Source organism: Coprococcus sp. OM06-34AC, assembly GCF_003462545.1.
Classification (GTDB): Bacteria; Bacillota; Clostridia; order Lachnospirales; family Lachnospiraceae; genus Coprococcus; species Coprococcus aceti.
In genome coordinates, this window is record NZ_QTZF01000008.1 from 18,996 (window position 1) to 43,111 (window position 24,116).

A 24,116-nucleotide genomic window follows, 5' to 3' on the forward strand; every position below is an offset into this window, starting at 1 on the left:
AAAAGTCCCCAACACATCTGATCTGACATGCTGGGGGGCTACAAAAATTCATTGTTGCAGACAGAATACTATGCTGCCTGTGCTTCTGTGATGATCTGTGCGATCTCATCTGGAAGTGGGAGTCTCGGATCTGTTGTCGCATCGCCGTAAAGAACCTTCTCGATAGCTGCCATAGCTGCCTCTCCAACATCAACACTTGAGATCTCAAGGTATGCTGTAGACTTACTGCCCGTTACAGCAACTGGTGTTGTTGAAAGCTCGTATGACATTGTCGATGCCTCTGGGCTCTCGTTTGTTGATGAGTGAGTCTTGGATGATGGCTTTGCCACTGCTCCATAGATAATATGGATCTTGTATCCGTATTCATCCTTCTTGGTATCGTTTCCCAGGATTGTCTGGTAAGTCATACCAAATGTCTTTCTGTCCTGCTGACGGATTGTTACACCCTTTGCAATTGTTTTCTTACCATCACAGACATCAAACTCATCTGGTGTGGTATAACACTCAACTGTAGCTCCGAAGTCCTCTGCTGAATACAGTGAAAGATACTTCTGATTATCTGCATAGATCTTAGTCTCTTCTCCGCCTGATGGGTTCTCAGCTACTGAAGAAAGACCATTCCATGCTACTCCATTTGGGTATGCACCAGTTTCATCCTGAAGGTATAATCCACCCTTGGATACGCCTGTCTCATAAAACTTCTGTCCCATTGCATCCCAAACCATTGCTTTATTTGCCATAGTTTTTATCTCCTTTTCTAACAATATAGTGTGAATACGTTGTGATGAAGGTTAGACGCCCGGTAATGCCTGTCATGGGTGCAGTAAGGCACCTCAAGCAGTTTTTCTACCACCGGAATATCTGGATCTTTGGAAATCACAACTATTTCATAGCAATAAAAAACGGAGTAATTTGAGTTGTCAGCTCTTTTACTCCGTATGTTTGTTCTTTGGTATCTAATTGCAGGGTATGACATTTTTAACGTCTCAGGGGGTTCATAATACACGTTCGTACTGCCCAATAACTCAACGAGTAGGGCGTGCAGTTCAAGTCTGCTCATCTTCTGTATACACCTCCCCGATTGTCAAAAGAAGTCTAGGGTACTGAGAAGCATCAATCTTATCGACCTGCCACTTAGTACCCATATACTCTGCATATATAATGTTTGAGCAATTCTCAATGAGGCGTGGATCTGCCAGTATAGACAGGGTGACATCATACTTAATGTTCCTGTTAATACTCTCTCCAGATGACTGTCTTCGATAATAATTATTCATAGCATCACCATAATAATTACGGGCATATATCTTTTCTTCCCAGTACCCGGGTTTAGTCTCAACAGTTTTTGAATACCCTATTTCACCATACCATTTAGCCATTTTGAATTTCTCCTTATCTGATCTACTCGGACTTAACTGTTGCCAGCTTAGCTGTGGTAGATGTAGTTGAATCTGTAGTTACATATGTAACTGTAGCAACATTTTTCTTAATCTCGCATGATACAGGGAGGAAGTGAATGCCGGTAGCATCAACAATAACCATTCCCTTGATGAATGCATCCTGAAGATCTGCTGCACTGATTTTCTCAGTACAGTCTGCATTTGCATATGCAAATGTGTCAGCCGCCTTTGTATAAACCTTTCTAGCAGCTATGTTCTTATCTGTAACATTCATGAAAATATTATCCATGTTTTAACTATCTCCTTTCATCGACTAAGCTACTGGCTCCTCAAGAGCAATAGCTGAATATGGCTTTGTGAGTGATCCTGATATACGAGTCTCAAGCAGGTATAAATACTGGTTGAAGTTGATATCGAAGTCATCGAACTTGGTTACCTCTCCGCCCTTTGTAGCACCGAATGTATAATCTGCCAGATTTACAAAGATGCCAAGGAGCTTATGCTTCTTACCCTCATCATCAACTCTAACAAGGCCGCCAAACTGCTCCACGGTATGGATCTCATTTACGTTGAGTGCTGCGGCAAGGTCTGCCTTTGAGTTGTATATTCTTCTACCATTGCGATCTCTAGCCAGAAGCATTACATTGAGTGCATGTGGGGTGCAGTAGTAATCCGGTGTACCAGATCCCTTAAATTTCTCTCTTGAAAATAGAGCTGCCTCAACTACTGCCTCAGCATAAATATAGCTATCTCCAAAGTTCACAGATGTATCGGTTCCCTGGAGCTTTGCCTTCTCAGCAGCTATATCTATATCCTGCTTGATGCAGTAGAAGTCATCATCATTCCAAATAGACCTAACATGGTCTTCGTGAATCTTGTCTGGGTCACCATCATCTCTACCATCGCCAACAAGTGCTGCAAGTGCAAGTGTCTCGTCAAGAGCATGTCGCATAAGCTTCCACTGATATGAAACTACGTCAAAATCTGTAATATCTACGATATCGTCCCTCTGAAGCTCATCCTTGATATAAACTGTCTGAGGATCAGTTGTTCTACCTACAAGCTTAATCTGGTTTGTAAGTGTCTTATGATCACCCTTCTTCTGGTATCCCTGTGCAAGGGCTCTTTTTCTAGCATCAGCATTTCTGGTTCTGATTCTGCTGATAGGGCTTTTATGAATCTTGCTCATTACTGAGGCAACCCATGTCTGATCCCTCTCAAGAGTATTTGGCTCCCCCTTCTCTACTAACTCGAATTCTGGAAAGAGCTGCTCTACGTCTTCGTTGGTAAAGGCGCCATGAGCGAGTGTGTCCTTATGTGCGGCAACATAATTTTTAAGTGCCTCCCTGAAAGAACCAACACTGGTCTTCTTAGCTTCGCTAATGATTGCTACCTCGTCTGAATGAGTGAGCGCTGTTCCCTCAGACATCTCTGCCTGATCAAATACATTGTGCTTGATTGTTCCCATTTCTCCATCTCCTTCTTTATTATCATTGTTGTCGGCACCAGAAGCTGCCAATCCAACTAAGTAATCGACAACCTTCTTCTGATCATCGTTGAGTGTGTTATAGACATCCTCTACAGTCTTGTCGTCATCAGACTTACCTTCTGACTGCTCTGGTGTCTTTGTGTCCTTGTTATCCTCCACTGTTTTCTCCTTTTCTGTCTTGTCATCTGAGTGATAGAGTACTAAACCTGCAATATCGTAATTTGCAGCGAACGCATCATCTTCTACATCACCGTGTGCTATTGCCCAATCAATGGTTGCCCCTGGATTAGATCCTGCTAGTACCAGACTCAGTTCCCTGATGATTCCGTGAACCACATTAGATCCAGCATGTTTCAACTTGTTCGCGTATATAGACAGAGACCTTACATCTCCATGCTCGACCAGCTCCTTTGCATGCTGTCCTTCCTCGGTATTGTTAAAAACACCATACGCGTACACACCATCATCTCGGTTTTCAAGCACGGCATGTCCTAATACGGCGTTCACTGAATCATGATCATGATTCCAGACAATAGGAACCGTCATGCCATCCTGGTCTTTAAACGCATCTTTCTTTATGATTCGACCATCACTACACAAGAGATCGTTTCGTGTAGCCCAACCACCAAAATCGTATTTATCCATTTTGATATTCTCCTTCCTGTATTTCTTCCGTATAATCCTGTGGGGTATTTTTATTTGGCTGCGCGATATTGCTATTGATAAGCTCATCCGCCTTTGGATCTGATGAAGGCATCATGCCGATGATCTGACGTATTTCGTTTGACGTCATTATTTCGTTTCTGGTAAACTTGTCTGCTATTTCAGCGATACTGCTGACTGGGACTAACTTGAATGGGTCTTTGAAATACGTGATTGACTGCCCCTGTGTTATGGCGGTCTTTGTTAAGAACTTTCGTTTGAACTCATCAGCGATTGCTGATGCAATAGGTTCTATAGTTCTGCTGTTATAGTTCAGCATGGTCTTCTCGTCTGCTGTGCCATCGAGAACACTCTGGGTAATGCCTAACTGTGCATAAAGCTGTTCCTGAAGAGTCTCTATTTGCTTTAAAAGATTGTTTTCAAGAGACCTATTAAGCTGTGTTATCTTTTCGGTGCCATCTGCATAGGCAATTCCATACTTAGATCCTGACAGCTGATCCTCGATTTCCTGACGTCTCTGATTTGCTTCTCTCCTCTTCTGTTCGGTTTTTATGATGTATGGTAACTGGATTATAAGATCAAGTTTTCCAGATGCTGTCTGCTCATCAGTTATGTCCAAAAGGCTTAACTTACGAGCAAGACGCTGATAGACTGAGTTATACTCGTTGATTACCGCGTACATCGGATTTTCTATAATCGCAACGTTACGCTTGGGAAGGATAATGTCCTCTTTTCTACCGGTTCGCTCATTATATAGTCGAATCTTAACTTTATACGGAAACCATTCCGTGATCTTACCGACTCGCATGGATGTGATGTCGTATGAATCGGTATCAGTTGGATCATAGAGTGTGTCCACAGGAACAACTGCCGCAACTCCTTCATCAAACATAGTAAGAACCGTATCTCTTATAAAAGATCGACTTGTCTGATCGATGTTTGCCTCAAGGGTAAGACATGCATTGAGTCCCGTATTCTTTTCGGATTTAAACCGACCATTATCATCCAACTGACAATGTTTGAATCCTATTTGTTCAACGTCTATTGCAATTCGGTTAAATATCGAAGTTATTATTGATCGTTCATTTCCTCGAGTTAATCGCACACGATCAGGTCGTGACGAATAACTGACTCCCGCTGAGTATCCTAATGTTGGATCCTTATTCATAAATGCATTCCAACCATTTTTCACCCTTTCGGGTAATCTATATGTTGCCATTCATATCCTCCTTAATCAAAAGCTTCACGATTAAGCTTGTACGCAACATAGGCATCCATCATAGCCGCCACTGCATCTATCTTCTGCTCATATCGTTTCTTCAATAATTTCCTATTGCCATTTGTGTCTTCGAGAGTTATACAATTACCCATAGCAAATGTCATAAGCTCTTCATCAAACAAAAGAAGCCTGTCCTCAGCCAATTTTTTCAACTCGCCAAGAGGTACAGACTCGGTCTTCGCTCCCTGTATTACTTTTTCTATTCCGAATGGGCCATTTTCACGTTCCCATCTTTCTACAAAATCCCTCGCATTATATGGATCAAAACCGAAAGCTCTTACATCATAAGAACACTGACAAATGTAACTATCCAAGTCATCATATACTTGCATCATGTCTAGTACTGTGCCTGGCATTACCATTAGACTGCCTTCTTTTATAAAAGTTTCGTATTTCTGGCGCATAGCCGCAGGGAGTTTGAATAATGTCTTTTCAGTTATATAGTTCCTGGTTTTTATACCAAAAGCCCCTGTTGATAATGGGAATAAAAATGTGAAAGCACAGAAATCATCACCTTGTGATAGATCTGCACCCATAGAACAAGGCATCTCCCAGAAATCTCTTTTACGATGTGGAAGTGTCTCATCATAGGTAAAGTAATATGTGTATCCTTCCATAGGGATACCAAAACGTTTTGCCAAAATATCATTACGTGTTGCTGGGGCTTTTTCAGCTCTCTCAACATCATCCTGATATGTATCATATGTTACTGTCTTACCAAGATTCGGATTGGCTTTGAGCCACATCTCTGGCTTTGCTACTTCTTCGATGGAGTCGAGTTTATACCACCAGATTGACGTATGTGGCGCACTATACTCGCCCTTGAGAATCGACATCAATTCCATTTTGATTGTATCACCGCTGCCGTTACGGACTGTTCCCTCTGAGCTAATTGCCACTATGAGATAATCGTTGTTGCTCGTGCTTGCGTCGCCCTGCTCTTTAGCAGCTCCCTGTTCAATAGAACCTATAACGTCTTCACGTACATCACCAGACAACCACTCATCTATAGTTGCCACTTTGATTCTCATTCCCTGAAGAGCATCGATACTCATTGGCCTAATCTCAAGAATCGATCCGGTCAAGAAATTCTGAATACCTTTCTTGGTGCTTGCTAGCTTAACTCTACGAGCTTTTGAACCAGTTGTATTCTGTAATGATCCTTCTGTAAGGAATTTATACAATGGTCCTCTAGCCCTAGCTATTGCAGTTCTGAAAGGTGACATGACCTCTTCAGCCTGAGCCATTCTTGGTGCAACCGTGACCTGATGCGTTGTTGATTTATCGACATTGAGGAAGTAATTCTGGATGCATGATGCATACATAGATTTAGCTGCGCCTCTGGCAACTATGAGATACTGCTTTCGGACAAGTCGTTTCTTTATACGCTTCTTCACATACCTGCCGCCATGATTATCTTTACCTGGAACATATATACTACGCTCGACAAAGTAGTACCAACCAAATATCTGCTCTGCCCAAAGCTTAAAAGTGAACAGCAAGTGTAGATCCTCACCATTGGTGAGTGTCAATTCGTTCTCGCAGTAATGTACAAAACCGTTTATAGCCTGGTCATCATAGTAAACTCCAGGATTAGCTATGAGCGCGTCGATTCGGTTCATTTCCATCTCTATCTCTTTACAGACAGGAATTTTACCGGCTATGACATCATCTCGGAACTGACCATAATAAATAGGCGTCGCGGTGTTCGATAAACTCATGACATCACCTACCCGTTATCGGTCTTCTTATCCTTCTTCTTATCTTTTTCTTTTTCACCGATAATAGGAAGTCGTTCGTCACCTGTTTTTTTAGTATTATAAATCTTAGCAAAGTTATTCCATCCGTTTATACTGTTTGAAGTAACGTCGTTCATCTTCTTACTCCATTTATTAAACGAATCAAGGAATTTCTCCCCACGACCTATCTCTTTTGGGATTAGGGATGAGATATTCCGTTCAAGCACCAACCTACGATATGCAGAATCTAACTCATTAGTCGAGAAAAGATCAGCATGTTTATATAGTTCTTTCGCTGATCTACTTTTAAGAATCTGTTCTTTTTGTTCTTCCACCGACAGCGGTTTGGATTTTGAATCCGTAAGCTGATCATGTTCCTTTGCTAAACGATTGTATTTCTTTGTGTTATCAGCCATTCTGTTTTCCACTGTACGAAGTCTCCTCTTTCCAGCAGTAGTCAAGGTTCCGTCTTTTCTCTGATATCTACGTACTCCCCACTTCATACCAAGAACCCCATGGTGAGCTAATGTGTCAGAAGGGATTATATAATAGCTCATACGATCACCCCCTTATTTGACAGCGACACTAAGTCGCCATTCAAGTTCTGTTATTTGTCTGTTGATGGATTCTGTTATTACCGAACTGGTAGGTGGATCAAAAAGTAGACGCACCTTCAAATAGATGTAGCTTTTAACAGCTTCAAGATTTGTAGAATCTGTTAGATACTCATTCCATGTTGTTGTCTTATCGCTTATGGTAAAACCATTTGGCGGTCCAACACCTATCTGGTTGAGTGAGAAGAATACAGTGTTTATGTGCATTACCACATCCTTATCGAAAGGATCGTAGTCCTCTGGTATACCAAGGAGTTTCTTGACGGATGTTAAGATACTATCGTCCATATATACCTCCTATCTCTTCCACGGGCAAGTGTCATATCTTGATCTGGTAATTGGTTCAGATACAAGTAGACTCCTGTCTCCGTAATGTATTGCCCTATGTGTATTTCCTGTTACCGAAATAAGATACTCTGGGTTAAGCAAAATATCAGTTGCTTCCAGAATGTCTATCTTAGAAATTGGATTCATATGATGTATAAGAATATACTTGTCAATTTCGCGACCTGGCATAGCTAAGTCACACGCATTATCTCGAATAATTACTTTATCCCTAACCCTGCCCCATTCTTTGGATTTGTAGAAGGCTTGATTCAAATATCTATCGAATCCGAATGTGTCTTCCCCCACAATACCAGATAGCTTTAAATATTCAAATCGTTCCTCAAATGTCGGTATGGTGATTAACTCTGAATATGTTCTAATCTTCATCGTAGTCATCACCTACTTCTCCAGAACCAGAGTAATCCATCATAGCTGCGATAGCCTGTTTATAAAGTTCATCCTGCTCTTCTGAACTCTTAATACTATCTATCTTCGCTTGGTTCAGTTTTCCTTCTGATCGTAACTTTTCAAGTTCCAACTGATACTTTGATGTGCCAAGTTTGAGAAAATGACATATCAATGTATCGGAAGCCGTATTATCACGTATTCTTTGTTCGGCAGTATTCATGGCTAAAGATATGATCTGGTTTTCCCTCGCCTCGGGTGTAAGTGCAGGTCTGAAACTTTTAGGCTCTTCTGAGGTAGTTTTCTTGACCTTTGCCATGCTATCACCTGCTTTCAAATATGTTGTTATACACTTAGATGGCATTTGTAAGGACTTATGGGGCCTGTTCACGGATGGTTGGCGAACAAAAAATATGCAAACTTGAAAGGAGTTTTACTATAGGGATTTGTATATAGACGGAGGAGTATCTACGTCCCACCACAGGTTATCCCATAAACCCTTGCAAATATCATCTAAGCTGTTTTTCCAAATATTCCCCCGGGGAATTTTTGAGGAGGCCGGCGATGACAGGAGGGGGTGCTGTTTTAGAGACCCCCCCTATGTCTTTTCACCCTCTATGTTGCGTTATTTATGCTGCATTATCTTCCATTTCCACTTTTTTATAGAGATTGAATGGATCAGAAGTGATTATACTGTCTATTGCACGTTCAACTTCTCGATCATACTCAACCTGTGACATTCCGTCAGAAATGTGGGTAATTCTTCCAAGATAGTTGCACGTGTAATAACCTTTTTCTGTATCAAAGTTATTCCAATCATTAAACTCAGTGATTGGATTAAAAGGATTATCAAAAGTTGTAATAGCAATTCGTTTGCTTGTGTTCTCGTGGGTCTCTGCCATACTACTTCACTCCTTTCAAATACTTTGAAACTGTTGATGTTGAAACACCAAGTTTATTTGCAATTTCCTGCAATGTATAGTTAGATGCAGCAAGAGCTTTGATTCTGCTGACTTTTGCTGAACTGAGTTCAGAAGTCTGTTTTGGCATTGCTCTTTCTCTGAGCTTATCAGCATTTGCATTATTGAGAATACGAACAAGCATGTTATTGGTTATGGCACCAGCCTGAATAGCTTCCCATTCTTTGTCTGTGATGTTAATTTCTCTGTCTCTTCTTGAAGATGCGCCAACATCTACACGACTAGCAACTATAGCCTGCTGAGATGCCTTCTTTATATCGCTAACCTTGAGATCCTTATTGTTTGCTTTCTTTTCGCCAACAATAACACTGGCCTTTCTCTGTGCTGCACGCTCCCTCGGTGCATTGAGTTCGGCAGTATTAAGTTTCTCTTCCAGACTCTTTACCTCTGATGCATACTTCTTCTTAGCCTCTTTTGACATAGCTATATTTTCTATATTTGCATAGTCCAGTCGAGCCTGATTGGCCATAGCCTTCATACTATTAGCATAATCTGCATACAGTAGCTCCATAGGATGTCTAGCCTTGGACACTAATGTATTAGCATCGTCTGTCTCAGCCATCTTAGTACTCTGCTGTTTCTTATAGTCCCTTGCATACTCTATGGTACCCGTCTTATCGGTATAGGTTACTTCCTTGGTCACGGGGTCTATATGTTTAACAGGGGTATACTTCTCTGCTGCTACTGGGTCGTCCTTCTTATACTTGATGGTCTCACCGGATGCGGTCTTAATGCTGACTATACCAGTCTTACTCGTGGATCGCTTAGGGTAATACAGATCCTCAGTGATCTTGTATACGAGTGCGCCTTCTGGCCTACTTGGATCATACCAATCCTTTCCTTTCTGATTGATCTTTGGGGTTCCCTGTCGCTTCGGAACGGACGTTTCACCTTTACTTCTTGAAAGGATTGTAGCAGCACCGCCAGCTCTGACAAAGTTACCATCCTCATCATACTTAGGCTGGTACTCTTTTCTAAGAGCCGAAATATTATTGTCCAGTTCGCTCTGTTTATAATCCAGTTTATGCTTCTCAGCGTCAATAACTACCATTGAATGTCTAACAGCTGCCGCAAGCTGATCTTCCCCAGCTCCTGCGAGGTTCATATCTGTAATAAGATTTGAAATTTTCCCCATCTCTGTCTGAGTATTCTTCATGATCCTATATTCACGGCCATTACGATAGTAGTGCTTCTCTCCTTTACTATCTACTTTGCACTCACCGCCATAAGCAACCTTAGGATCAAATCCCTCAAGTCCCTTCAAAGGCTTTGTGGATGTGATCTTAACTTTTCCGCCAGCATCATGTGTTGGAATGCACATAACGGTATCACCATCAAAGTCTGCTCCAGACAATCTTTCTGCTACTTTGCTGTTAATACCTATGGCATCCTGAACATCACCGCCAAGAAGTTTTTTTGCCTCTTTATGATTGTTGTTTACGGTAAGTATAGGTATCTCAAATGTTCCGCCATGCGGATATCTGATGAGTGCTAGTTTAGTTCCTGTTTCATAGTTGGGGGCATACACTTCTGTGTCCTTCATTGTCGGAAATGGGATAATAACATGATATCTCTGTCCCGGAAGTGCTGCCGCCTGAAGATTAACTGCCGCTGAATCACAACCCTCTGCAAACTTCTGAAGATAGTGTTTTTTTATGACAGGATTCGTAAGCGACATAATCTCGTCATATTCTGCTGCTTTGTCGGCCTTTGCAAGATCTAGCTGCTTCTTTGCCATGGCTACAGACTGCTTGCCGAGAAACTGCGATGGGAGTGCATTTTTCCACTCTGTCCAGTCTCCCTGATCAGCTCTTTTATTTATAAGACCCAGTTTTTCTTCTCCGGTCTTAGCATCTTTGTACCAATACTGTCCGCCCTGATCAGCATCTTTTATAAGCGACCCAAAAGGATTGTCTGGATCACTTTTGATATCTTTAAGGACTTCCATCTTCGGAACATCCTTTGTTTTATTTGTATTAAATATAACATCAACACCATCTGGCATATCGTCAGAATATACTGCCATACCTTTGAGATACTTCTTACCGTCTACCATGATACGAACCTGTGCATATTTGGAATCACCAAGACTAAGATCTTGACATCCTCTACGAAGTTCTATAACACCATCTTTCTCGATACCACCATCTTCATTATACCGAATCATAAGTCGCTTTGAATCGAGACTTTCTGGATATGTAAATTTACGATGGAATGTTTCACCGCCATCTGTTGAAAAATAGTCGGTCAAAGGTTTGACTTTATCCAGATCATATATTTCTGAATGTGGTATATCTGGTTTAGTAAGAACTTTCTGAGTAGTCATCTGGTTTGGATTAGTCGCCTGTGGAAATCTGCCATTATATACATGGTATCCTTCTCTTTCCAGAATGGTTAATGCCTGATTCATCTTCTCCTCAGAAATATGAAGCTCACGCTCAACTCCCTTACCAACATCAACCATACCCTTCTTATCAACCTGCTCTCTCATGAAATCAGCAGCATTCCTAGCCTGTTTCATTCGACTCTCAGAATCTGCATTGAGTAGCGATCTGACTGTGGATTCAGATATACCCATCTGTCTTCCAATCTCTGTAGCGCCAAGGCCATCTTCTTTGAGTGACTTGGCTCTTGATACATCGAGCATTCTTCTCTCATCCTTACAAAGAGACTTCTCAGTTCTATACTGTGTTGTTGTCATGCCAAAGGTATTTCTTATATTATCCGGAGTTTCTTCCCAGCCGTCTTTCTTGAGTGATTCAACTCTACTCAAAAAATCATCGCCATGCTGATATGGGTTTTCTCCGGACCCCCAAGGATATCTGCCAGAACGCCTCGGCATTCCGTAATGCTCAAGAACCTCAGCATCTACAGGTTCTGAACCGCATCCCAAATTTGATTTTATTTCATCTGAAATTGAACTCATGATTTAAGCAGCCTCCTTTTCTAACTTTTCAAGAAGTTTGTCGAGGTGAATTATCTTGTCTATGATCGGAGCAATCTCCTCTGCTGTCGGATTATGAACCAGCACTTCATCCTGCTTGTATAGTCGGAGTTCCATCTCAATGTCGCCAGGAGCAACATGATACTCAAGACAAAATAAAGCAGCATAAACCTCCAGCTGCTCGATATGGTCTTCGATCTTTCCAGACTTACCAGTTTTTAAATCATGAATTCGTAATACATTATTCTTAAAAGATATGGCATCCGCTGTGCCAAAAAATCTCTCAGAATAAAATAAAACAACCTCTGTACTCATCTTGAATCCTATTGCATCATTTACATATGCATTCAGAGTCTTCTTTGTACGAGGTTGTTTAATCCCAAGGTCTATTGTTTCTTTAGCCCATGCATGGAGCCTTGTTCCAATCTGTGCCATTTTCAGGTTTCGATACACCTCAATTGCTTTGGTATCGTCATACCTGAGCCACGAGCTTTTACTCGCCGAGAAAGGCGCGTGAAGGCCTTCCAGTTTCAAATGCTGATTGAAGTTCATCTAAAATTTCCTCCTTGTTCTCTGGGTAAATAAAAGCAGCATACGACATCTTATCCATAAGGTTTACATAGTAATCCTGATTTGGGCGATGACTTGCTCTTTTGCTCTCTTTACCTTCCAGTGCTGCCCATTTGTCCCTATACAAAATAAGCAGGTCTGGTATTCCCTGTCTTTCTGTGGCATCCAGATGTATCACCATACTTCCTGGAAACCGATGTTCGATTTCTTTTTTTAGATCCGCCTTGAATTTTCCTTCAGGTGTCACTAAAACATTCCTCCTTTCATTTTCAGAAAGAAAAATAGAAGCACACATAAATATGGCGCTTCTTACCTCTCTCTCTATAAAAGGGGATGTATTTGCCGCGAGCAAAAATAATAGGGTTTGTGTCTGCTGCACACAAAAAAAAAAGAAGAGCCGTTGTAAATTTAACGACTCTCCAGATTGAGATAGATTATTTTTTACTTGTCTTCTTCGTTGTTATAATTATTAATGTATTTGTTCATTTCCAAAGCATTGTTAAAGACGTCGTTGTCGTAATTACACTGTGCTTTGCACCCTTGAATAAACCCGTCTTTGTGTCCATGGTTATATCCTACAATTCTTGTTATGCTTGCGAATACGCCAGCTAATACACCAGCATATATACCGGTAACAATTTCTGTTTTATTCTCCTTAACGTACTCCTTCGCTGTCCCATACTTTTTCTTAGCTTTCTCTTTAAAATTACTCATAATAAAATCCTCCTTTTGAATCATTAAAAAGTTTCTATCTCGTTATATAAGATGTATTTGTTGTGAATTGTGCAAATACTAACCGATATTTGTTATATTGTCTCACAACTCCTCTGTATTACCATTAAGTACTTTTGTATAATCAATACATAAACTTAACAGAGAGGAGGTGAAACTATATGAGTTTTGATCCAAACGACGAGTGCTTATCGGGACTTGCTAACATACCGACCAACTTACCCGCCGACCAAATAACGCATGCATTAAAGGAACACTGTGACGGAATGGGAAACATAAGTACGTCACTAGAAAATGACTATGCTATCATTTACGAGCAAGGCCGTCAGGATGAAGCATATGAGTCCAAATATTTATATCTTCCCGAGTTTCAAGAAGACATGGACGATAAATCTACTGAAGACAATATAAGCAAAACAATAGATGGAATTGGATATACTATGAATGCTATAACTGGTTTGATGTATATCAGTGTGTTGGTAAAATACCGGCTTATACCTTTTGTAAAAACAAAATATACAAAACTCAGACAAAATAAAAAATGAAATCTGGTCGTATATGAGGGCAAGGAACCCAGTACAGCGTTTTGTATTGGGTCCTTAAATATTATTCCCAAATAAACACTGGTGAGTGCGTAAGTGCTTTTATCATATATTTTTCTGTTTTTGCCTTTATTTCGTCAAACTGATCATCGGTACACTGAAATACTATAGGAGTATCATATTTTCTGTATATTTCATCCCTTAACATTTTGTCTACTAGCTCGCGATGATATAAATATAATGGCGACTGTAACAACGTAGGTCCATACCTTTTAACTACACTAATTGGCATTATCGGGTTATACCATATCTCTGCGTCTATATCACAAGCGCCAGATATTAGTCCTAAAAGTATTCCTATATCATAATCACTTCCTTTTTTATCGCCTTTTTGACATATACACACGTGCCATTTCTTTGTCTCTTTATCCATACATATTCCTCCTAAAAAATAAGAGACCCAGCATATTTCTATGCTGAGCCTCCCGGTTCTTAATATTATTTTATTAACTTGTATTCGGTTATCCTCTTATGCTCATACAGTTCATTTAATCTAGCAAGTATCAATTTCGATCATATGGACATGATGTAATACATTTAGGATAGCATTCTGCACCGCAATGATTCTTGCATATGGCAGGTTTATATGCTATCAGTTTCCTTATCTCTCCACCAAACATATCACCTGGATATGTTTTATAACAATCCCAACATACAAACTTATTCATATACTCATTGTAAAATAATGGTGTTTTACATTTAGGACAAAATATTGGATATTCCTCATCCCTATCAAGATAAGCTTGATTTGTAGTCAGCTCTTCTTCGTCGAATTCCGCCCCACAACATGTACATTCATATTTATCGATTATAGAATTATATTCAAATTCTCCTCTGTCACATTCTGTACAAACCATTCCTACAAGATATTCTTTCATAATCCGAAAACCTCCTTAACTTTTTACTCTTCCGTCTACTAGTTACTAACTATACTGCAATTATACTTTGACGACTGTAAAAACTAAAGAGATTTCATAAGACATTATGACTTTGTAAGGTTCGTTTCCGAGATGATAAATTTTGCTGAAAACAGCCCTCTGCCCGGATGCCCACTTTTATTTCCCATTTATATATATTTATATAATATTTTTTTCATATTAATTTAAGAAAAAAAGTGGGAAAGTGGGCAGAAACCCCGCAAACCCGCATAAATACTAGGTTTTTCGCTGCCCACTTTTGTTTTTAAAAGTGGGCAAAGTGGGCAGAAAAGTGGGCAAATGGCCATTTTTTACAAAATTTTTGGGTCTGCTACCGCCTCAAAAATGGGCAAAACACCCACAAAACCGGGCAGAAGCCCAGATATTTTTGTAAAAGTGGGCAGAGATTTTAGATACTATTTTTGTATTACATCACAAGTTATGGTCATCAATCCGCCGTTTTTTGAGTCATATCCAAAATCTAATTCGTATTTATGCTCAGAATCATAGTACCTAGCAAAGCCACTATTATCATCGATTCCATATGCATCCATACTAGTAAAAACACCACCCTTCAAAGCTGAATCATATTTTTTAAAATCATCAGACGTAGCCGAACTGATCGATGCATAATAACTTGTATCTGAATCCCTATCAATTGATATACTTTTATCTGAAAAAATATCTTTGGCATCTGGCAATATACTAGACATTACAAAGTCACTCTCAGCCTCCGTACCAACACTTTCACTACTTCCTGAACCAGCATTACTACTATCACCACCGCATCCAACAAGTCCAACACACATAGCTCCAACTAATAAACCTATAAATAATCTCTTTTTCATAAAAATCTCCTCATCTGAAAATATAAGACTATTATACTATTCGCCTACGCTATCATCAACCTGCAAATACTCATAATCGTCAGGATCAATCCAGCACCTGACAACCTCGTATCTTCTCAGAAATAGCTTGTCACCGCGCCACAACTGTCTACGTATACTACCTCGTGCTATTCCCAGAAACCTGGCCAAATGCGCTTCACTCATGATCCCAGCACAACTACCATCATTCTGCTGATCATATACAATATAAGCTCTCATCACTGTATGCCCATCCCTACGCAATTTCATCACCACCATTCTTCTCTGCATATAAACACTCTGTCCTAAAGTTACAAAAAGAACAGGCAAGCCCTCGTGAAAGTGTCTTGCACTTACTCATCAAGGCTGTCTTATCCCTATGTAACTGCAAGACCTGCTCCTGTAATTTTTTAATCTCTTCATCTCTCAAAGTCGCTTTTACAGTCTTTTTCCGTATATCCATGTTTTTATCGCCTAACCTTTTCTAATAAAATAAATAAAGCGCCAATGACGTAATCATCAGCGCAAAATCAATTATCACCGCTATTGCCAGCAAAACTGATCTGGCGGTCTCACTCAGTTCTTTCTTCTCCATTTTTATTCTCCTCTTTATCATCATAAGCCATAAAGCATCTCAAATCCCCAATGCAAGAACCACACAAATCATACTCAGCTGTTACGAGACCATCTTTATTCATGATATTTATTCCTCTAGTGATTGAACCACCATTGAGATACCACTTTGCGCTATTTTTCTCATAGAACTTACCACACCTATCACATTTCATTGCCTTTGACATAAATATCATTCCTCCATTTCTATATACTCAAGTGAATCGACTACTTCCTTGCTACAGAACCAGTTTGTCCAAGGGCTCTCAGACCAGTATTTCTGTGAATATATGTCACTGTTCCATTCTTTTACATCTTTAATCACAGTAACTCTGGATATTTTCTCATCGGTATCCTGTTCAAGAGCCTCTACCTCTTTTACTATAGAATCGTGTTTCATCTGATATTCGGTGATTGTTTTGTCAATTGCACAATGACTTATCACTATCATGAATAGTGCAAGGATTACGCCTACACCTGATAGTGTAATAAATACTACACTTATAAGGCACGCCCAATCTATACATTCGTTGTATGTAATTACAGATAACACGATTGATACCACCAAAATCACTGCAAGACTAATTGTCCAAATCATAGTAAAACCTCCTTCAAACTCTTCTAAATATGCTATCGTCTGCTGGCTTGAAATCTTCCTGCCATTCACGACGGATAACCTGAAAACGCCCTAGCTTGTCATATTCTGTTAAAAGACTATTCGTCTTTTCATAAAGCCTATCGCCAAACACGTATATACGATTGAGTGGTAATGAACATACCTCCTTATTCCGGATAATATCATCAAGCATCTGATAATCACCTAAATTTTTTATCGATATATTAAGCCCGTCTATATTACCTAAAGGTGCACGATTAATAATCAACGACGACCATAGCTCAGAAGCATTCGTGTATACGATCACGCGCATTATATTTGGGTATTTATGCTTATAATGATATGCTATTGCGTTCGGCTTAGTATAAGCAAAAGGCTCTCCGCCCGTGATACATAATGTCTCCGTCTCTCTCAGTTCTTCATCCGTGGCATACGGAATACTATTCAGATCATATTGCTTGTTGCAGCAATACTTGCAATCCCTATCACACAGACTAGTAACCATCAAATGCATGATCTTCTTGGTTTTCTCGGTCCGTGGATTCAGATTTGACCTCTTTCTAAGACTAGGGCTCTGTATATTTAATAGACGTTTACCCCTTTCCATCAGTTTTTTTCTAATCCTACTCATCTCTATCCGCTCCTTTATATTTGCTTAAACACTACTTTATGATCTTCGATATAGACTAATGTCGGATCGTCGAACTCTTCATATCTTGTATAACCAATAAATCCGCATGTATTGATATAAGGTGCTAGCCAATCCAAGAATTTTTCAATCTCAGAGTCGTAATTTTTTAAATTAGCTCTAATATTCACCTTCCAAGTTTTTGAAATCATATCGAAGGACATTATGCTATGAGTAAGCCCATCGAAATAATAACTACCGCAGCAGCATACCATTTTCCATCTATCACATCTAAAGAACTCATGTTTTGGTAACACCACCAAGGACGGCAACTCCACATCATCTATGAGAGCATGCAATATACCTACAACATCCATCGATACATCCTGGCATAAATCAAAACATACATTGATTTCTGTATACATTCCCATTATATATTACCTACCTTTCTCGCACTTTCACGCATTCGCCATCGATTATAGGAAATTTCACCTCCCCAGTAACAAACTCCGAATATGGCAGACTCTCAATCCACTTGCAGAACTCTCGCCACTCATCCAGCTTATGATTCTTACGCTGCCTATAGATATTAGCCAATACCTCATAATTCAACATGACATTACGAGTCTGGTTGTAGCTGCTTGGAAGGAGCTGTATCATCTGCCACCAATATTTCATAGCCTTAGTTTCAAGGTATTTTTCTCGGTAATGGTTTAGAGCCTGTATCGTAAAATCTAAAATATCTTCAGCCGAAAAATAAATTTTATCTTGAATGCTTACAGGAAAGAACATATTTGATGTCCTAATATCCCAAGTGTCAGAATAAGCATCTGAACCTTTTGAAATATGTTCATGACTAAAATCACTGCGATCAAACTCCTTCTCCTGAATCTTATGCATGGTACTACAGCTGTTAGCAACAGTTCCTACCTTATAAGTATCAAACTCTTTCCACCAATATAAAGGCGCTGTGATTCTCACATATACAGGAATCATTCGCATATACTTCCTATGCTCTGTACCTGCATCTGAGAGCTTCTGCATGAGAGAGTGGTCGTTGTTGCCAAGATAAAAAGGTATATCATCATTGCAATGTCCATAACGGTCACAATCGTCCTTGCAATTTTTAAAGAAACAATATTCACTATCACTCTTCGCCCATGAATTCATAGGATTCCTCATGCCCTCTATCACAAATTCCATCTGCTCTGGGCTCGCCAGAACCACGTGCTCTAAATTAATCATACTTTTCTCTCCTTTACCGTGCGTATAATATCTTTAAATGTGTCCAGTATGTCCTCTGCTGAAAAGTCGCTGCTGACTATCCTGTCGTCGTAATTCGATGGAAAAATACTAACTCCTAAATGTACCTGATCATTTGGATAAATATGTATGGTCATTGCGCAATTATTTTCTTTTGCCAATCTACACAAGGTTGGTAAACTAATATTTTCCGTTTGCTCAACCATCCTGGGCATTTTTTGCTCAATCCTATCGATCCTATCAGCTATCTTCTCAATACCCTTTAGAAGTTTCTTGTCATACTCATCGTGTGTTGCCATATCTAGTCATCCTCCTCGATCATTTCCTAACATTGATTCCATTCATCTTTAGGAAATTTAATAGTTCTATAAAATTATTATCAGGTTTTCCGTATTCGTGTTCGTCCAACAATATAGCTTTCTTACATTGAGGACAATGCACCCAACGACTAAGTAAGTATCCATTTTCATAATGGATGGAATATATCTGGTCCATGTCAGCCAAAAATATAAATTTGCAATAATTGCACTTACAAAATCGTTTGCATCCACTATTACCTACTTCTATCATTATTCATCCTCTCTACTCACAATTTTAACCTTATGCCCAAGCTTCTCCTCTATCTCCTCAAGGGTCATTTCTTTAATTCCATATTTGACTATGGTATCAATTACTGCATAATCACCTGGTAAATCCACATCACCATAGCCAACATCTATGGAGGCTCCAGCGTTGATATATGACCCCATGGTATATACTGACTTACATTTTATTTCAGGGATACCCTGATCATAAATAGGCAAGGGAACTCTACTTATATACACCTCGTGAACGTTTTCTTGTGCATCTTCAAACTCATATGTTAGGTCTAAAAAATACCTACCATTTTTGCTACAAAGAGTATCTTTTAACAATGCCACGCTCTTTAATCGTTCATTTTTTCTCTCGAACATAACTACATCTCCTCCTAAAAAATAAAAAAGTGGCTCTGTTCTTAATCATTCTTTTTGATTTTTACTAACATGTACTCTGGATTGTTTAAATAATTTTCAAGTTCATTGAATCTTAAACAATCTAATCTCTTAGATCTGAAGACATAATTGTCCGTGCCACTCCTAGTTTTAGATTCTAATAAAGTTAGGAAATATATCTTACTATACTCATCCATCTCCAATGATTTTATTGTTTTTAAACTTTTCTCCAATTGAATAATTGTCATATCTTTATCTCCTCCTAAAAAAAAGAAGAGAATCCTCTTTTAAAGACCCTCTTCTGATTTTAAGTTATCTCTGTGCTACATTTTTCCACTGTTCATTTATAGTTATCATCCTGTCATCTGCACTCATAAATATCAGTGCCATTCTCATGTATTTAGCACTCTGCTTCATACTTTCAATACCACCTCTAGCTACAAGTTCACTAGACCTCTCTATAAAATGATTACTTATTAATTTTCGTAACATAGCCCATCACTCCTTTCACTATAGAGCATGTAAACTACGCGAAAATTTTAGGAAAATATGCAATATTAGTACTCACTTGGGAATAAAATCGTCGTGACACTCCTATCCCACTCGGTAATTATCCATATTTTGCCGTATTTTTCATCTTCATACATCGCCAAAATACGATCATCACCATTTTTTACGGCTTTATCGTTTATTTTTGCATCATCAGGACATAAATTACCCCAGTCGCAAGTCTCATACCGCTTGAATGACACAAGAATAAACTTAATAAAGCCAGGATTGTGCTCCATCTTGGCGGCAACCCCGGCTGTAACTACGACCTGACCAGTCTCAAATTTATCCATTTTTAGCACCTCCCCCATACAAACTTACTAAGTTCTTTGTATTCATTACCATTAGCCAAAAATAAATGCCCACTGCATATCAAATTATACCCTCTTGTTGAATATGAACCGTCTATACTGGTCTTCCTACCACAAATAACACAAGTATACAGATCATCGCCGTCGTATCGTCCTACTCTTCCAGTTTCTTTGAACTGAGCTACATTTGCAGCATTAACTTCTTTGTACTTATCTATAGTTTTTATCATGAATATTCCTCCTCTTATGCCCAATACCAAATATAAACAGTGTATATTGCTTTACCTGTTTTATCGATTACACACGACGAAGTATCTACCTTCTCGATACGTGTGTCAGGATCGGATATATATTTATTAACTGTTGCTTCTACTTCAGCTATGCTACCAGATATAATTTTAAATTTCATACCTACAACTCCTCCTCTATAATAGTGATACTCAGATTCTCGATGACTGTGACTGCACTAACTCCAGTCGGTCTGGTAGCCAACGCCTTTTCAAATCTTTCTCTATATTCTTTGTGATTGAACTGATTCACAATGCAAAAATCGTGCAGCACCTGCATCTTCTCGCTAATAAGAGCCTCTTCCGCAAGACTCCTATGTCTATGCATATCATAATTCTTTCTTTTCTTCTCCTTTGTCTGCATAAAAACTCCTCCTTAAATATGCAAAACCTTGCTACTTCTGTTCTTTTACATTTTCATCTTTCTCATAATATGTAGGCTTATGAGAATCGATGTTGCATGGGTTAGCCAAACAAGGATTGCATGGATCCTTCCAATCTTCTATATCTCGATGCTTACAAGTCTTACAATATTCGTGAAAATATACTTCTTTATAATCTCCGATCATCGCTATTCCTCCTCGTATAACCGTGGTTTACCATCACTATCAAGTAGAACTGTTATTGTATTTGAATATTGTCGGGTTGTATAAAAATACATAACCCTAGTTGTTTTATCGACTAAAACTTCATATTCGCCATATTCAGGCATTTTGCCTGATTCGACAATATTAAACACATTTCCAATGTCTGATTCAGTTGCATCTGCCACATCAATTGTGCTACAGCCAATACAAAACACCAACGATGCAGCGACAATCACACACATTAATATCTTCTTCATTCCTCTGCTCCTAACTGAAACTGAATATGCACCCAATTTATGAGTGTATCCTCAATATGTACCCATTCATCCATCTCTCTCAGGTCACTCATGCTAAACACATATGTAAACCGCTCTCTCCCTCGTCGGAATACAAAACGCTGACCATCTACCAAACTGTCGTAATCCATACGTACCTCTATCCCGTATTTACGACAAAATAAGATTAATTTTCGCATATCACGCCTCCTTTCTCTGCAATCATACAAACCGTTATTTCTAGTACATCTTCATCCGCCGATCCTATACAGCATACCGTCTGATCTAATATCTCATCGGATAGCATCCTCCAATCATATATTTGTGGATTTATTGCTATAATATCGTTACCAGTGTGTTTATCTGAGATTCTTACCCATTTGGTACATGACGATGCCAATTTCAAAAAATCACTTACTGTCATTTCTAATCTCATCCTTTCTGGTGGTTGTCTAGTATCTGTTTTGTTGCTCTTATATTTACCTGTAAGTCCTCGCTTATATGAAGTGACGTGGATGCTGGTAAATTTACCATAAAAGTTTGCATCTCATCTATTGCTGACATGATTGTTCGTTGGTTTATCAAAATCTGTCTTGATATTTCGTCCATGTCATTACCCCCCTTCTAATCAATATAATCATCAAAAATTGTTATGTTAGGAAGATCGCCTGCATCGTCTTCAGCATAGACTATGAACCCATATTTAGTTCCTTCCTGAGCCTGTATCAAACCCATAAGCTGCTCCAGAGAATTAATATCAATGGTCCAGCGATCATCGGGCTTTTCTTTTTGTGTCTCTATAACATTCCCAGTCTGAATATCATGTATGTTCACCGAGTACTTTTTCATTCGTTTCTCCAATACACATCCTGGTATCGGTGGCTCAGCATTATCGGGAATATTATGGTAATAGTCATCACTCACCCTTGAAACTACGAATTTCATAATTAACCTACTCCTTTATTACCTTTTCTTTATGAGCCCCTGTTCCATACCTACGGCAAGAATCACCAAGGCCTGCAATATAACGTAATATGACCTATTACAACCACGTGGTGGGATATAGAATAATTGCCGTCTGTATTTTACGGATTCATACGTTTTTTCTACGAACTGCCTATCCAAATCTGATAGAGGATGTTCCAAATACCCCTCGACAAACTCTACGATAGTCATAAGTGCCATCCTTTCTACAACTTTCTACTCTTCCGTTCCTCATACTCTTCTTTAGATATTTCAGTCCATCTACCCTCTTCGTTACCTTCTGGTTCTCTAAAGAATCTATTGATTTCAATTTTTTCCTGCTGACCATTCTCGGTTTTAATTGCATAAAATACTCCAACAGTATCAAAGTCCCCGTTCTTTTTGTCTGTTAGGAAATCCTCACAATAAACCTTGATCAGATTACCTGGCATATATGGCATCACTATAGGAAACATCTCATCAATGATACGACGACTTAGACCTGTTCTATATGTACTACGTGGATTATTAATATCAACACAACATAATCTGACGCAGTCTGTATATGCGATTGTTTTATCAGGAAATACATGCTTAAATAACGAAGGCATTCGTTTACACTGATATAATTTGGAACTGTCACTGTAAGTCCATGAACATGCATTCCAAATATCATCTGTATCCTCTATAGGTGCCAATGGCTTACCGTCTATGAGTCTGTCTTGTTTTATCCAATCTAACATACTCATTTCTAATCTCCTCCTTGAAAAAAAACAAAAGAGCCTGAACCAAATATCAGTCCAGACCCTCTCGTCTTATTTTTTAAATTTGTTCTTGATACGATTTACCTGTATCTTAGCTTTGTCTTTAAGCTCCGGATGTAAAGTCACAAGTCCAGTAATACCTACTACCGCTGGCACTATGACCTGTCCAATCCAAAGTCTTACTTCTCTAGCTGTTTCTCTCTGTCTGTAATTCATATCGATCACCTCCTCATTATAGAGGTTGTAAATATCGCGAAAATAAAAGAAGAGTCCATGTTTCCAAAGACCCTTCTCTACTGTTAATAGAAATAATTACTTAATATAAATACCTTATACATGTCGTAACAGTATCTAACCACACTATCAACCGGATAACCCGTACGTATCTTTTCTGTTATTTCATCAATGCTATACTCAAATTTTTTACCATCGTTTTCGATGATTATATTGAGTACGTCATCCCTGATTGCACAAAATATACTTCCGATTATTATCGGTTTTAGTGCCTTTTGTACTGCCATACTATATATATATTCATAGTCTGTCATATACTTCACCTCCACTATAGAGGCTGTTTCTTACGCGAATTTAATAAAACTCGTCCTTCTCTTTTAAAATATATACGCATTACATAATCCCTATAAAGTCTGAGTATTATGTTAACTAAATAATTTAAATGCATGTACTCGATAGTATCTACGTCGTAATATTTGTAATACTCTGTAGTGCCATTTGTTATGGTTATTTTTAAAAAGTCATCAAA

The 24,116-nt window shown here is 39.0% G+C and carries 41 protein-coding genes; 1 reads left to right on the forward strand and 40 read right to left on the reverse strand.

The annotated features are described in order from the left end of the window. Positions 1–68: 68 nt before the first annotated feature. The 15 genes from DXB91_RS12505 to DXB91_RS12580 all read right to left on the reverse strand — a co-directional run bounded on the left by DXB91_RS12505 (position 69) and on the right by DXB91_RS12580 (position 13,124). Positions 69–740 (reverse strand): hypothetical protein, encoded by a 672-nt coding sequence (locus DXB91_RS12505; protein ID WP_118018243.1) that lies wholly within the window; start codon positions 738–740, stop codon positions 69–71. Positions 741–1,046: 306 nt separating this feature from the next. Continuing rightward, positions 1,047–1,379 (reverse strand): DUF7253 family protein, encoded by a 333-nt coding sequence (locus DXB91_RS12515; RefSeq protein WP_118018247.1) that lies wholly within the window; start codon positions 1,377–1,379, stop codon positions 1,047–1,049. 22 nt (positions 1,380–1,401) lie between these two features. Continuing rightward, positions 1,402–1,689, reverse strand: coding sequence for a hypothetical protein (locus DXB91_RS12520; RefSeq protein WP_118018249.1), 288 nt, complete (start codon positions 1,687–1,689; stop codon positions 1,402–1,404). 24 nt (positions 1,690–1,713) lie between these two features. Continuing rightward, positions 1,714–3,534 carry a caudovirus prohead protease gene (locus DXB91_RS12525; protein WP_118018251.1) on the reverse strand — a complete coding sequence of 607 codons (1,821 nt, stop codon included), beginning with the start codon at positions 3,532–3,534 and terminating at the stop codon, positions 1,714–1,716. Further along, positions 3,527–4,771, reverse strand: coding sequence for a phage portal protein (locus tag DXB91_RS12530; RefSeq protein ID WP_118018253.1), 1,245 nt, complete (start codon positions 4,769–4,771; stop codon positions 3,527–3,529). The genes DXB91_RS12525 and DXB91_RS12530 overlap by 8 nt, the downstream gene beginning before the upstream one ends. 11 nt (positions 4,772–4,782) lie before the next feature. Continuing rightward, positions 4,783–6,552: a terminase TerL endonuclease subunit gene (locus DXB91_RS12535; RefSeq protein ID WP_118018255.1), complete on the reverse strand. Its 1,770-nt coding sequence runs from the start codon at positions 6,550–6,552 to the stop codon at positions 4,783–4,785. An 8-nt stretch (positions 6,553–6,560) separates the two neighbouring features. Further along, entirely contained in the window at positions 6,561–7,127 is a 567-nt protein-coding gene (locus DXB91_RS12540; RefSeq protein ID WP_118018257.1) for a DUF7211 domain-containing protein, read from the reverse strand. Between the two features lie 12 nt (positions 7,128–7,139). Then, positions 7,140–7,472, reverse strand: a complete 333-nt coding sequence (locus DXB91_RS12545; protein ID WP_118018259.1) for a phage head-tail connector protein — start codon at positions 7,470–7,472, stop codon at positions 7,140–7,142. Positions 7,473–7,481: 9 nt separating this feature from the next. After that, positions 7,482–7,898 carry a hypothetical protein gene (locus tag DXB91_RS12550; protein WP_118018402.1) on the reverse strand — a complete coding sequence of 139 codons (417 nt, stop codon included), beginning with the start codon at positions 7,896–7,898 and terminating at the stop codon, positions 7,482–7,484. Beyond that, complete coding sequence (locus DXB91_RS12555; RefSeq protein ID WP_118018261.1) at positions 7,888–8,235, reverse strand: hypothetical protein; 348 nt, start codon at positions 8,233–8,235, stop codon at positions 7,888–7,890. The genes DXB91_RS12550 and DXB91_RS12555 overlap by 11 nt, the downstream gene beginning before the upstream one ends. Positions 8,236–8,545: 310 nt before the next feature. Beyond that, the gene (locus DXB91_RS12560; RefSeq protein ID WP_118018263.1) at positions 8,546–8,818 is read right to left on the reverse strand and encodes a hypothetical protein; all 273 of its coding nucleotides are present in this window, start codon (positions 8,816–8,818) and stop codon (positions 8,546–8,548) included. A gap of 1 nt (position 8,819) precedes the next feature. After that, positions 8,820–11,822: a helix-turn-helix domain-containing protein gene (locus tag DXB91_RS12565; RefSeq protein WP_118018265.1), complete on the reverse strand. Its 3,003-nt coding sequence runs from the start codon at positions 11,820–11,822 to the stop codon at positions 8,820–8,822. 3 nt (positions 11,823–11,825) lie between these two features. Beyond that, entirely contained in the window at positions 11,826–12,392 is a 567-nt protein-coding gene (locus tag DXB91_RS12570) for a DUF2800 domain-containing protein (RefSeq protein WP_118018267.1), read from the reverse strand. Beyond that, complete coding sequence (locus tag DXB91_RS12575; protein WP_330416398.1) at positions 12,334–12,657, reverse strand: hypothetical protein; 324 nt, start codon at positions 12,655–12,657, stop codon at positions 12,334–12,336. The genes DXB91_RS12570 and DXB91_RS12575 overlap by 59 nt, the downstream gene beginning before the upstream one ends. Positions 12,658–12,851: 194 nt before the next feature. Further along, positions 12,852–13,124 carry a hypothetical protein gene (locus DXB91_RS12580; RefSeq protein ID WP_118018269.1) on the reverse strand — a complete coding sequence of 91 codons (273 nt, stop codon included), beginning with the start codon at positions 13,122–13,124 and terminating at the stop codon, positions 12,852–12,854. A gap of 179 nt (positions 13,125–13,303) precedes the next feature. Between DXB91_RS12580 and DXB91_RS12585 the strand changes: the two genes are divergently transcribed. Beyond that, entirely contained in the window at positions 13,304–13,687 is a 384-nt protein-coding gene (locus tag DXB91_RS12585) for a hypothetical protein (RefSeq protein ID WP_118018271.1), read from the forward strand. Between the two features lie 61 nt (positions 13,688–13,748). On the opposite strand, the gene DXB91_RS12590 is transcribed toward DXB91_RS12585, so the two are convergent. The 25 genes from DXB91_RS12590 to DXB91_RS12705 all read right to left on the reverse strand — a co-directional run bounded on the left by DXB91_RS12590 (position 13,749) and on the right by DXB91_RS12705 (position 23,901). Next, entirely contained in the window at positions 13,749–14,117 is a 369-nt protein-coding gene (locus tag DXB91_RS12590) for a hypothetical protein (protein ID WP_118018273.1), read from the reverse strand. Positions 14,118–14,247: 130 nt separating this feature from the next. Beyond that, positions 14,248–14,622 (reverse strand): hypothetical protein, encoded by a 375-nt coding sequence (locus DXB91_RS12595; protein WP_118018275.1) that lies wholly within the window; start codon positions 14,620–14,622, stop codon positions 14,248–14,250. A gap of 455 nt (positions 14,623–15,077) precedes the next feature. Then, positions 15,078–15,509, reverse strand: a complete 432-nt coding sequence (locus tag DXB91_RS12600) for a hypothetical protein (RefSeq protein WP_118018277.1) — start codon at positions 15,507–15,509, stop codon at positions 15,078–15,080. 36 nt (positions 15,510–15,545) lie between these two features. After that, complete coding sequence (locus DXB91_RS12605; protein ID WP_118018279.1) at positions 15,546–15,797, reverse strand: hypothetical protein; 252 nt, start codon at positions 15,795–15,797, stop codon at positions 15,546–15,548. After that, positions 15,784–15,990, reverse strand: coding sequence for a hypothetical protein (locus tag DXB91_RS12610; RefSeq protein WP_118018281.1), 207 nt, complete (start codon positions 15,988–15,990; stop codon positions 15,784–15,786). Before DXB91_RS12610 ends, DXB91_RS12605 begins: the two co-directional genes overlap by 14 nt. Positions 15,991–16,099: 109 nt before the next feature. Then, the gene (locus DXB91_RS12615) at positions 16,100–16,327 is read right to left on the reverse strand and encodes a hypothetical protein (protein ID WP_118018283.1); all 228 of its coding nucleotides are present in this window, start codon (positions 16,325–16,327) and stop codon (positions 16,100–16,102) included. A gap of 5 nt (positions 16,328–16,332) precedes the next feature. Next, positions 16,333–16,737 carry a hypothetical protein gene (locus DXB91_RS12620; protein WP_118018285.1) on the reverse strand — a complete coding sequence of 135 codons (405 nt, stop codon included), beginning with the start codon at positions 16,735–16,737 and terminating at the stop codon, positions 16,333–16,335. A gap of 13 nt (positions 16,738–16,750) precedes the next feature. Then, the gene (locus DXB91_RS14045) at positions 16,751–16,948 is read right to left on the reverse strand and encodes a hypothetical protein (protein WP_147343993.1); all 198 of its coding nucleotides are present in this window, start codon (positions 16,946–16,948) and stop codon (positions 16,751–16,753) included. Positions 16,949–17,400: 452 nt separating this feature from the next. Next, the gene (locus tag DXB91_RS12630) at positions 17,401–17,760 is read right to left on the reverse strand and encodes a hypothetical protein (RefSeq protein WP_118018289.1); all 360 of its coding nucleotides are present in this window, start codon (positions 17,758–17,760) and stop codon (positions 17,401–17,403) included. 64 nt (positions 17,761–17,824) lie between these two features. Beyond that, the gene (locus DXB91_RS12635) at positions 17,825–18,628 is read right to left on the reverse strand and encodes a hypothetical protein (protein WP_118018291.1); all 804 of its coding nucleotides are present in this window, start codon (positions 18,626–18,628) and stop codon (positions 17,825–17,827) included. Beyond that, on the reverse strand, positions 18,625–18,945 hold the full coding sequence (locus tag DXB91_RS12640) for a hypothetical protein (RefSeq protein WP_118018293.1): 321 nt from the start codon (positions 18,943–18,945) through the stop codon (positions 18,625–18,627). The genes DXB91_RS12635 and DXB91_RS12640 overlap by 4 nt, the downstream gene beginning before the upstream one ends. A 270-nt stretch (positions 18,946–19,215) precedes the next feature. After that, positions 19,216–19,599 carry a hypothetical protein gene (locus tag DXB91_RS12650; RefSeq protein WP_118018297.1) on the reverse strand — a complete coding sequence of 128 codons (384 nt, stop codon included), beginning with the start codon at positions 19,597–19,599 and terminating at the stop codon, positions 19,216–19,218. Positions 19,600–19,640: 41 nt separating this feature from the next. Then, positions 19,641–19,865, reverse strand: a complete 225-nt coding sequence (locus tag DXB91_RS12655) for a hypothetical protein (RefSeq protein WP_118018299.1) — start codon at positions 19,863–19,865, stop codon at positions 19,641–19,643. Between the two features lie 64 nt (positions 19,866–19,929). Beyond that, positions 19,930–20,109, reverse strand: coding sequence for a hypothetical protein (locus DXB91_RS14050; protein WP_147343995.1), 180 nt, complete (start codon positions 20,107–20,109; stop codon positions 19,930–19,932). 65 nt (positions 20,110–20,174) lie between these two features. Continuing rightward, the gene (locus DXB91_RS12660) at positions 20,175–20,459 is read right to left on the reverse strand and encodes a hypothetical protein (protein ID WP_118018301.1); all 285 of its coding nucleotides are present in this window, start codon (positions 20,457–20,459) and stop codon (positions 20,175–20,177) included. A 2-nt stretch (positions 20,460–20,461) separates the two neighbouring features. Continuing rightward, on the reverse strand, positions 20,462–20,707 hold the full coding sequence (locus tag DXB91_RS12665) for a hypothetical protein (protein ID WP_118018303.1): 246 nt from the start codon (positions 20,705–20,707) through the stop codon (positions 20,462–20,464). A 14-nt stretch (positions 20,708–20,721) separates the two neighbouring features. Next, positions 20,722–20,886, reverse strand: coding sequence for a hypothetical protein (locus DXB91_RS14190; RefSeq protein WP_158564614.1), 165 nt, complete (start codon positions 20,884–20,886; stop codon positions 20,722–20,724). Positions 20,887–20,888: 2 nt separating this feature from the next. After that, on the reverse strand, positions 20,889–21,128 hold the full coding sequence (locus tag DXB91_RS12670; RefSeq protein ID WP_118018305.1) for a hypothetical protein: 240 nt from the start codon (positions 21,126–21,128) through the stop codon (positions 20,889–20,891). 207 nt (positions 21,129–21,335) lie between these two features. Further along, positions 21,336–21,608, reverse strand: a complete 273-nt coding sequence (locus DXB91_RS12675) for a DUF6440 family protein (protein WP_118018307.1) — start codon at positions 21,606–21,608, stop codon at positions 21,336–21,338. A gap of 205 nt (positions 21,609–21,813) precedes the next feature. Continuing rightward, positions 21,814–22,050, reverse strand: a complete 237-nt coding sequence (locus DXB91_RS12685) for a hypothetical protein (RefSeq protein WP_118018311.1) — start codon at positions 22,048–22,050, stop codon at positions 21,814–21,816. Positions 22,051–22,058: 8 nt separating this feature from the next. Beyond that, entirely contained in the window at positions 22,059–22,235 is a 177-nt protein-coding gene (locus DXB91_RS14195) for a hypothetical protein (protein WP_158564616.1), read from the reverse strand. Between the two features lie 15 nt (positions 22,236–22,250). Further along, on the reverse strand, positions 22,251–22,571 hold the full coding sequence (locus tag DXB91_RS12690; protein ID WP_118018313.1) for a hypothetical protein: 321 nt from the start codon (positions 22,569–22,571) through the stop codon (positions 22,251–22,253). A 245-nt stretch (positions 22,572–22,816) separates the two neighbouring features. Beyond that, entirely contained in the window at positions 22,817–23,338 is a 522-nt protein-coding gene (locus tag DXB91_RS12700; protein WP_118018317.1) for a hypothetical protein, read from the reverse strand. Positions 23,339–23,404: 66 nt separating this feature from the next. After that, on the reverse strand, positions 23,405–23,569 hold the full coding sequence (locus DXB91_RS14200) for a hypothetical protein (protein ID WP_158564618.1): 165 nt from the start codon (positions 23,567–23,569) through the stop codon (positions 23,405–23,407). An 83-nt stretch (positions 23,570–23,652) separates the two neighbouring features. Next, positions 23,653–23,901, reverse strand: coding sequence for a hypothetical protein (locus DXB91_RS12705; protein ID WP_118018319.1), 249 nt, complete (start codon positions 23,899–23,901; stop codon positions 23,653–23,655). Positions 23,902–24,116: the final 215 nt, after the last annotated feature.

Bases quoted from the DNA above. Each gene is read 5' to 3' on its own strand.
- DXB91_RS12505 (WP_118018243.1), bottom strand. From the start codon at position 740: ATGGCAAATAAAGCAATGGTTTGGGATGCAATGGGACAGAAGTTTTAT.
- DXB91_RS12515 (WP_118018247.1), bottom strand. From the start codon at position 1,379: ATGGCTAAATGGTATGGTGAAATAGGGTATTCAAAAACTGTTGAGACT.
- DXB91_RS12520 (WP_118018249.1), bottom strand. From the start codon at position 1,689: ATGGATAATATTTTCATGAATGTTACAGATAAGAACATAGCTGCTAGA.
- DXB91_RS12525 (WP_118018251.1), bottom strand. From the start codon at position 3,534: ATGGATAAATACGATTTTGGTGGTTGGGCTACACGAAACGATCTCTTG.
- DXB91_RS12530 (WP_118018253.1), bottom strand. From the start codon at position 4,771: ATGGCAACATATAGATTACCCGAAAGGGTGAAAAATGGTTGGAATGCA.
- DXB91_RS12535 (WP_118018255.1), bottom strand. From the start codon at position 6,552: ATGAGTTTATCGAACACCGCGACGCCTATTTATTATGGTCAGTTCCGA.
- DXB91_RS12540 (WP_118018257.1), bottom strand. From the start codon at position 7,127: ATGAGCTATTATATAATCCCTTCTGACACATTAGCTCACCATGGGGTT.
- DXB91_RS12545 (WP_118018259.1), bottom strand. From the start codon at position 7,472: ATGGACGATAGTATCTTAACATCCGTCAAGAAACTCCTTGGTATACCA.
- DXB91_RS12550 (WP_118018402.1), bottom strand. From the start codon at position 7,898: ATGAAGATTAGAACATATTCAGAGTTAATCACCATACCGACATTTGAG.
- DXB91_RS12555 (WP_118018261.1), bottom strand. From the start codon at position 8,235: ATGGCAAAGGTCAAGAAAACTACCTCAGAAGAGCCTAAAAGTTTCAGA.
- DXB91_RS12560 (WP_118018263.1), bottom strand. From the start codon at position 8,818: ATGGCAGAGACCCACGAGAACACAAGCAAACGAATTGCTATTACAACT.
- DXB91_RS12565 (WP_118018265.1), bottom strand. From the start codon at position 11,822: ATGAGTTCAATTTCAGATGAAATAAAATCAAATTTGGGATGCGGTTCA.
- DXB91_RS12570 (WP_118018267.1), bottom strand. From the start codon at position 12,392: ATGAACTTCAATCAGCATTTGAAACTGGAAGGCCTTCACGCGCCTTTC.
- DXB91_RS12580 (WP_118018269.1), bottom strand. From the start codon at position 13,124: ATGAGTAATTTTAAAGAGAAAGCTAAGAAAAAGTATGGGACAGCGAAG.
- DXB91_RS12585 (WP_118018271.1), top strand. From the start codon at position 13,304: ATGAGTTTTGATCCAAACGACGAGTGCTTATCGGGACTTGCTAACATA.
- DXB91_RS12590 (WP_118018273.1), bottom strand. From the start codon at position 14,117: ATGGATAAAGAGACAAAGAAATGGCACGTGTGTATATGTCAAAAAGGC.
- DXB91_RS12595 (WP_118018275.1), bottom strand. From the start codon at position 14,622: ATGAAAGAATATCTTGTAGGAATGGTTTGTACAGAATGTGACAGAGGA.
- DXB91_RS12600 (WP_118018277.1), bottom strand. From the start codon at position 15,509: ATGAAAAAGAGATTATTTATAGGTTTATTAGTTGGAGCTATGTGTGTT.
- DXB91_RS12605 (WP_118018279.1), bottom strand. From the start codon at position 15,797: ATGAAATTGCGTAGGGATGGGCATACAGTGATGAGAGCTTATATTGTA.
- DXB91_RS12610 (WP_118018281.1), bottom strand. From the start codon at position 15,990: ATGGATATACGGAAAAAGACTGTAAAAGCGACTTTGAGAGATGAAGAG.
- DXB91_RS12615 (WP_118018283.1), bottom strand. From the start codon at position 16,327: ATGTCAAAGGCAATGAAATGTGATAGGTGTGGTAAGTTCTATGAGAAA.
- DXB91_RS12620 (WP_118018285.1), bottom strand. From the start codon at position 16,737: ATGATTTGGACAATTAGTCTTGCAGTGATTTTGGTGGTATCAATCGTG.
- DXB91_RS14045 (WP_147343993.1), bottom strand. From the start codon at position 16,948: ATGCTTGATGATATTATCCGGAATAAGGAGGTATGTTCATTACCACTC.
- DXB91_RS12630 (WP_118018289.1), bottom strand. From the start codon at position 17,760: ATGGATGTTGTAGGTATATTGCATGCTCTCATAGATGATGTGGAGTTG.
- DXB91_RS12635 (WP_118018291.1), bottom strand. From the start codon at position 18,628: ATGATTAATTTAGAGCACGTGGTTCTGGCGAGCCCAGAGCAGATGGAA.
- DXB91_RS12640 (WP_118018293.1), bottom strand. From the start codon at position 18,945: ATGGCAACACACGATGAGTATGACAAGAAACTTCTAAAGGGTATTGAG.
- DXB91_RS12650 (WP_118018297.1), bottom strand. From the start codon at position 19,599: ATGTTCGAGAGAAAAAATGAACGATTAAAGAGCGTGGCATTGTTAAAA.
- DXB91_RS12655 (WP_118018299.1), bottom strand. From the start codon at position 19,865: ATGACAATTATTCAATTGGAGAAAAGTTTAAAAACAATAAAATCATTG.
- DXB91_RS14050 (WP_147343995.1), bottom strand. From the start codon at position 20,109: ATGTTACGAAAATTAATAAGTAATCATTTTATAGAGAGGTCTAGTGAA.
- DXB91_RS12660 (WP_118018301.1), bottom strand. From the start codon at position 20,459: ATGGATAAATTTGAGACTGGTCAGGTCGTAGTTACAGCCGGGGTTGCC.
- DXB91_RS12665 (WP_118018303.1), bottom strand. From the start codon at position 20,707: ATGATAAAAACTATAGATAAGTACAAAGAAGTTAATGCTGCAAATGTA.
- DXB91_RS14190 (WP_158564614.1), bottom strand. From the start codon at position 20,886: ATGAAATTTAAAATTATATCTGGTAGCATAGCTGAAGTAGAAGCAACA.
- DXB91_RS12670 (WP_118018305.1), bottom strand. From the start codon at position 21,128: ATGCAGACAAAGGAGAAGAAAAGAAAGAATTATGATATGCATAGACAT.
- DXB91_RS12675 (WP_118018307.1), bottom strand. From the start codon at position 21,608: ATGAAGAAGATATTAATGTGTGTGATTGTCGCTGCATCGTTGGTGTTT.
- DXB91_RS12685 (WP_118018311.1), bottom strand. From the start codon at position 22,050: ATGACAGTAAGTGATTTTTTGAAATTGGCATCGTCATGTACCAAATGG.
- DXB91_RS14195 (WP_158564616.1), bottom strand. From the start codon at position 22,235: ATGGACGAAATATCAAGACAGATTTTGATAAACCAACGAACAATCATG.
- DXB91_RS12690 (WP_118018313.1), bottom strand. From the start codon at position 22,571: ATGAAATTCGTAGTTTCAAGGGTGAGTGATGACTATTACCATAATATT.
- DXB91_RS12700 (WP_118018317.1), bottom strand. From the start codon at position 23,338: ATGAGTATGTTAGATTGGATAAAACAAGACAGACTCATAGACGGTAAG.
- DXB91_RS14200 (WP_158564618.1), bottom strand. From the start codon at position 23,569: ATGAATTACAGACAGAGAGAAACAGCTAGAGAAGTAAGACTTTGGATT.
- DXB91_RS12705 (WP_118018319.1), bottom strand. From the start codon at position 23,901: ATGACAGACTATGAATATATATATAGTATGGCAGTACAAAAGGCACTA.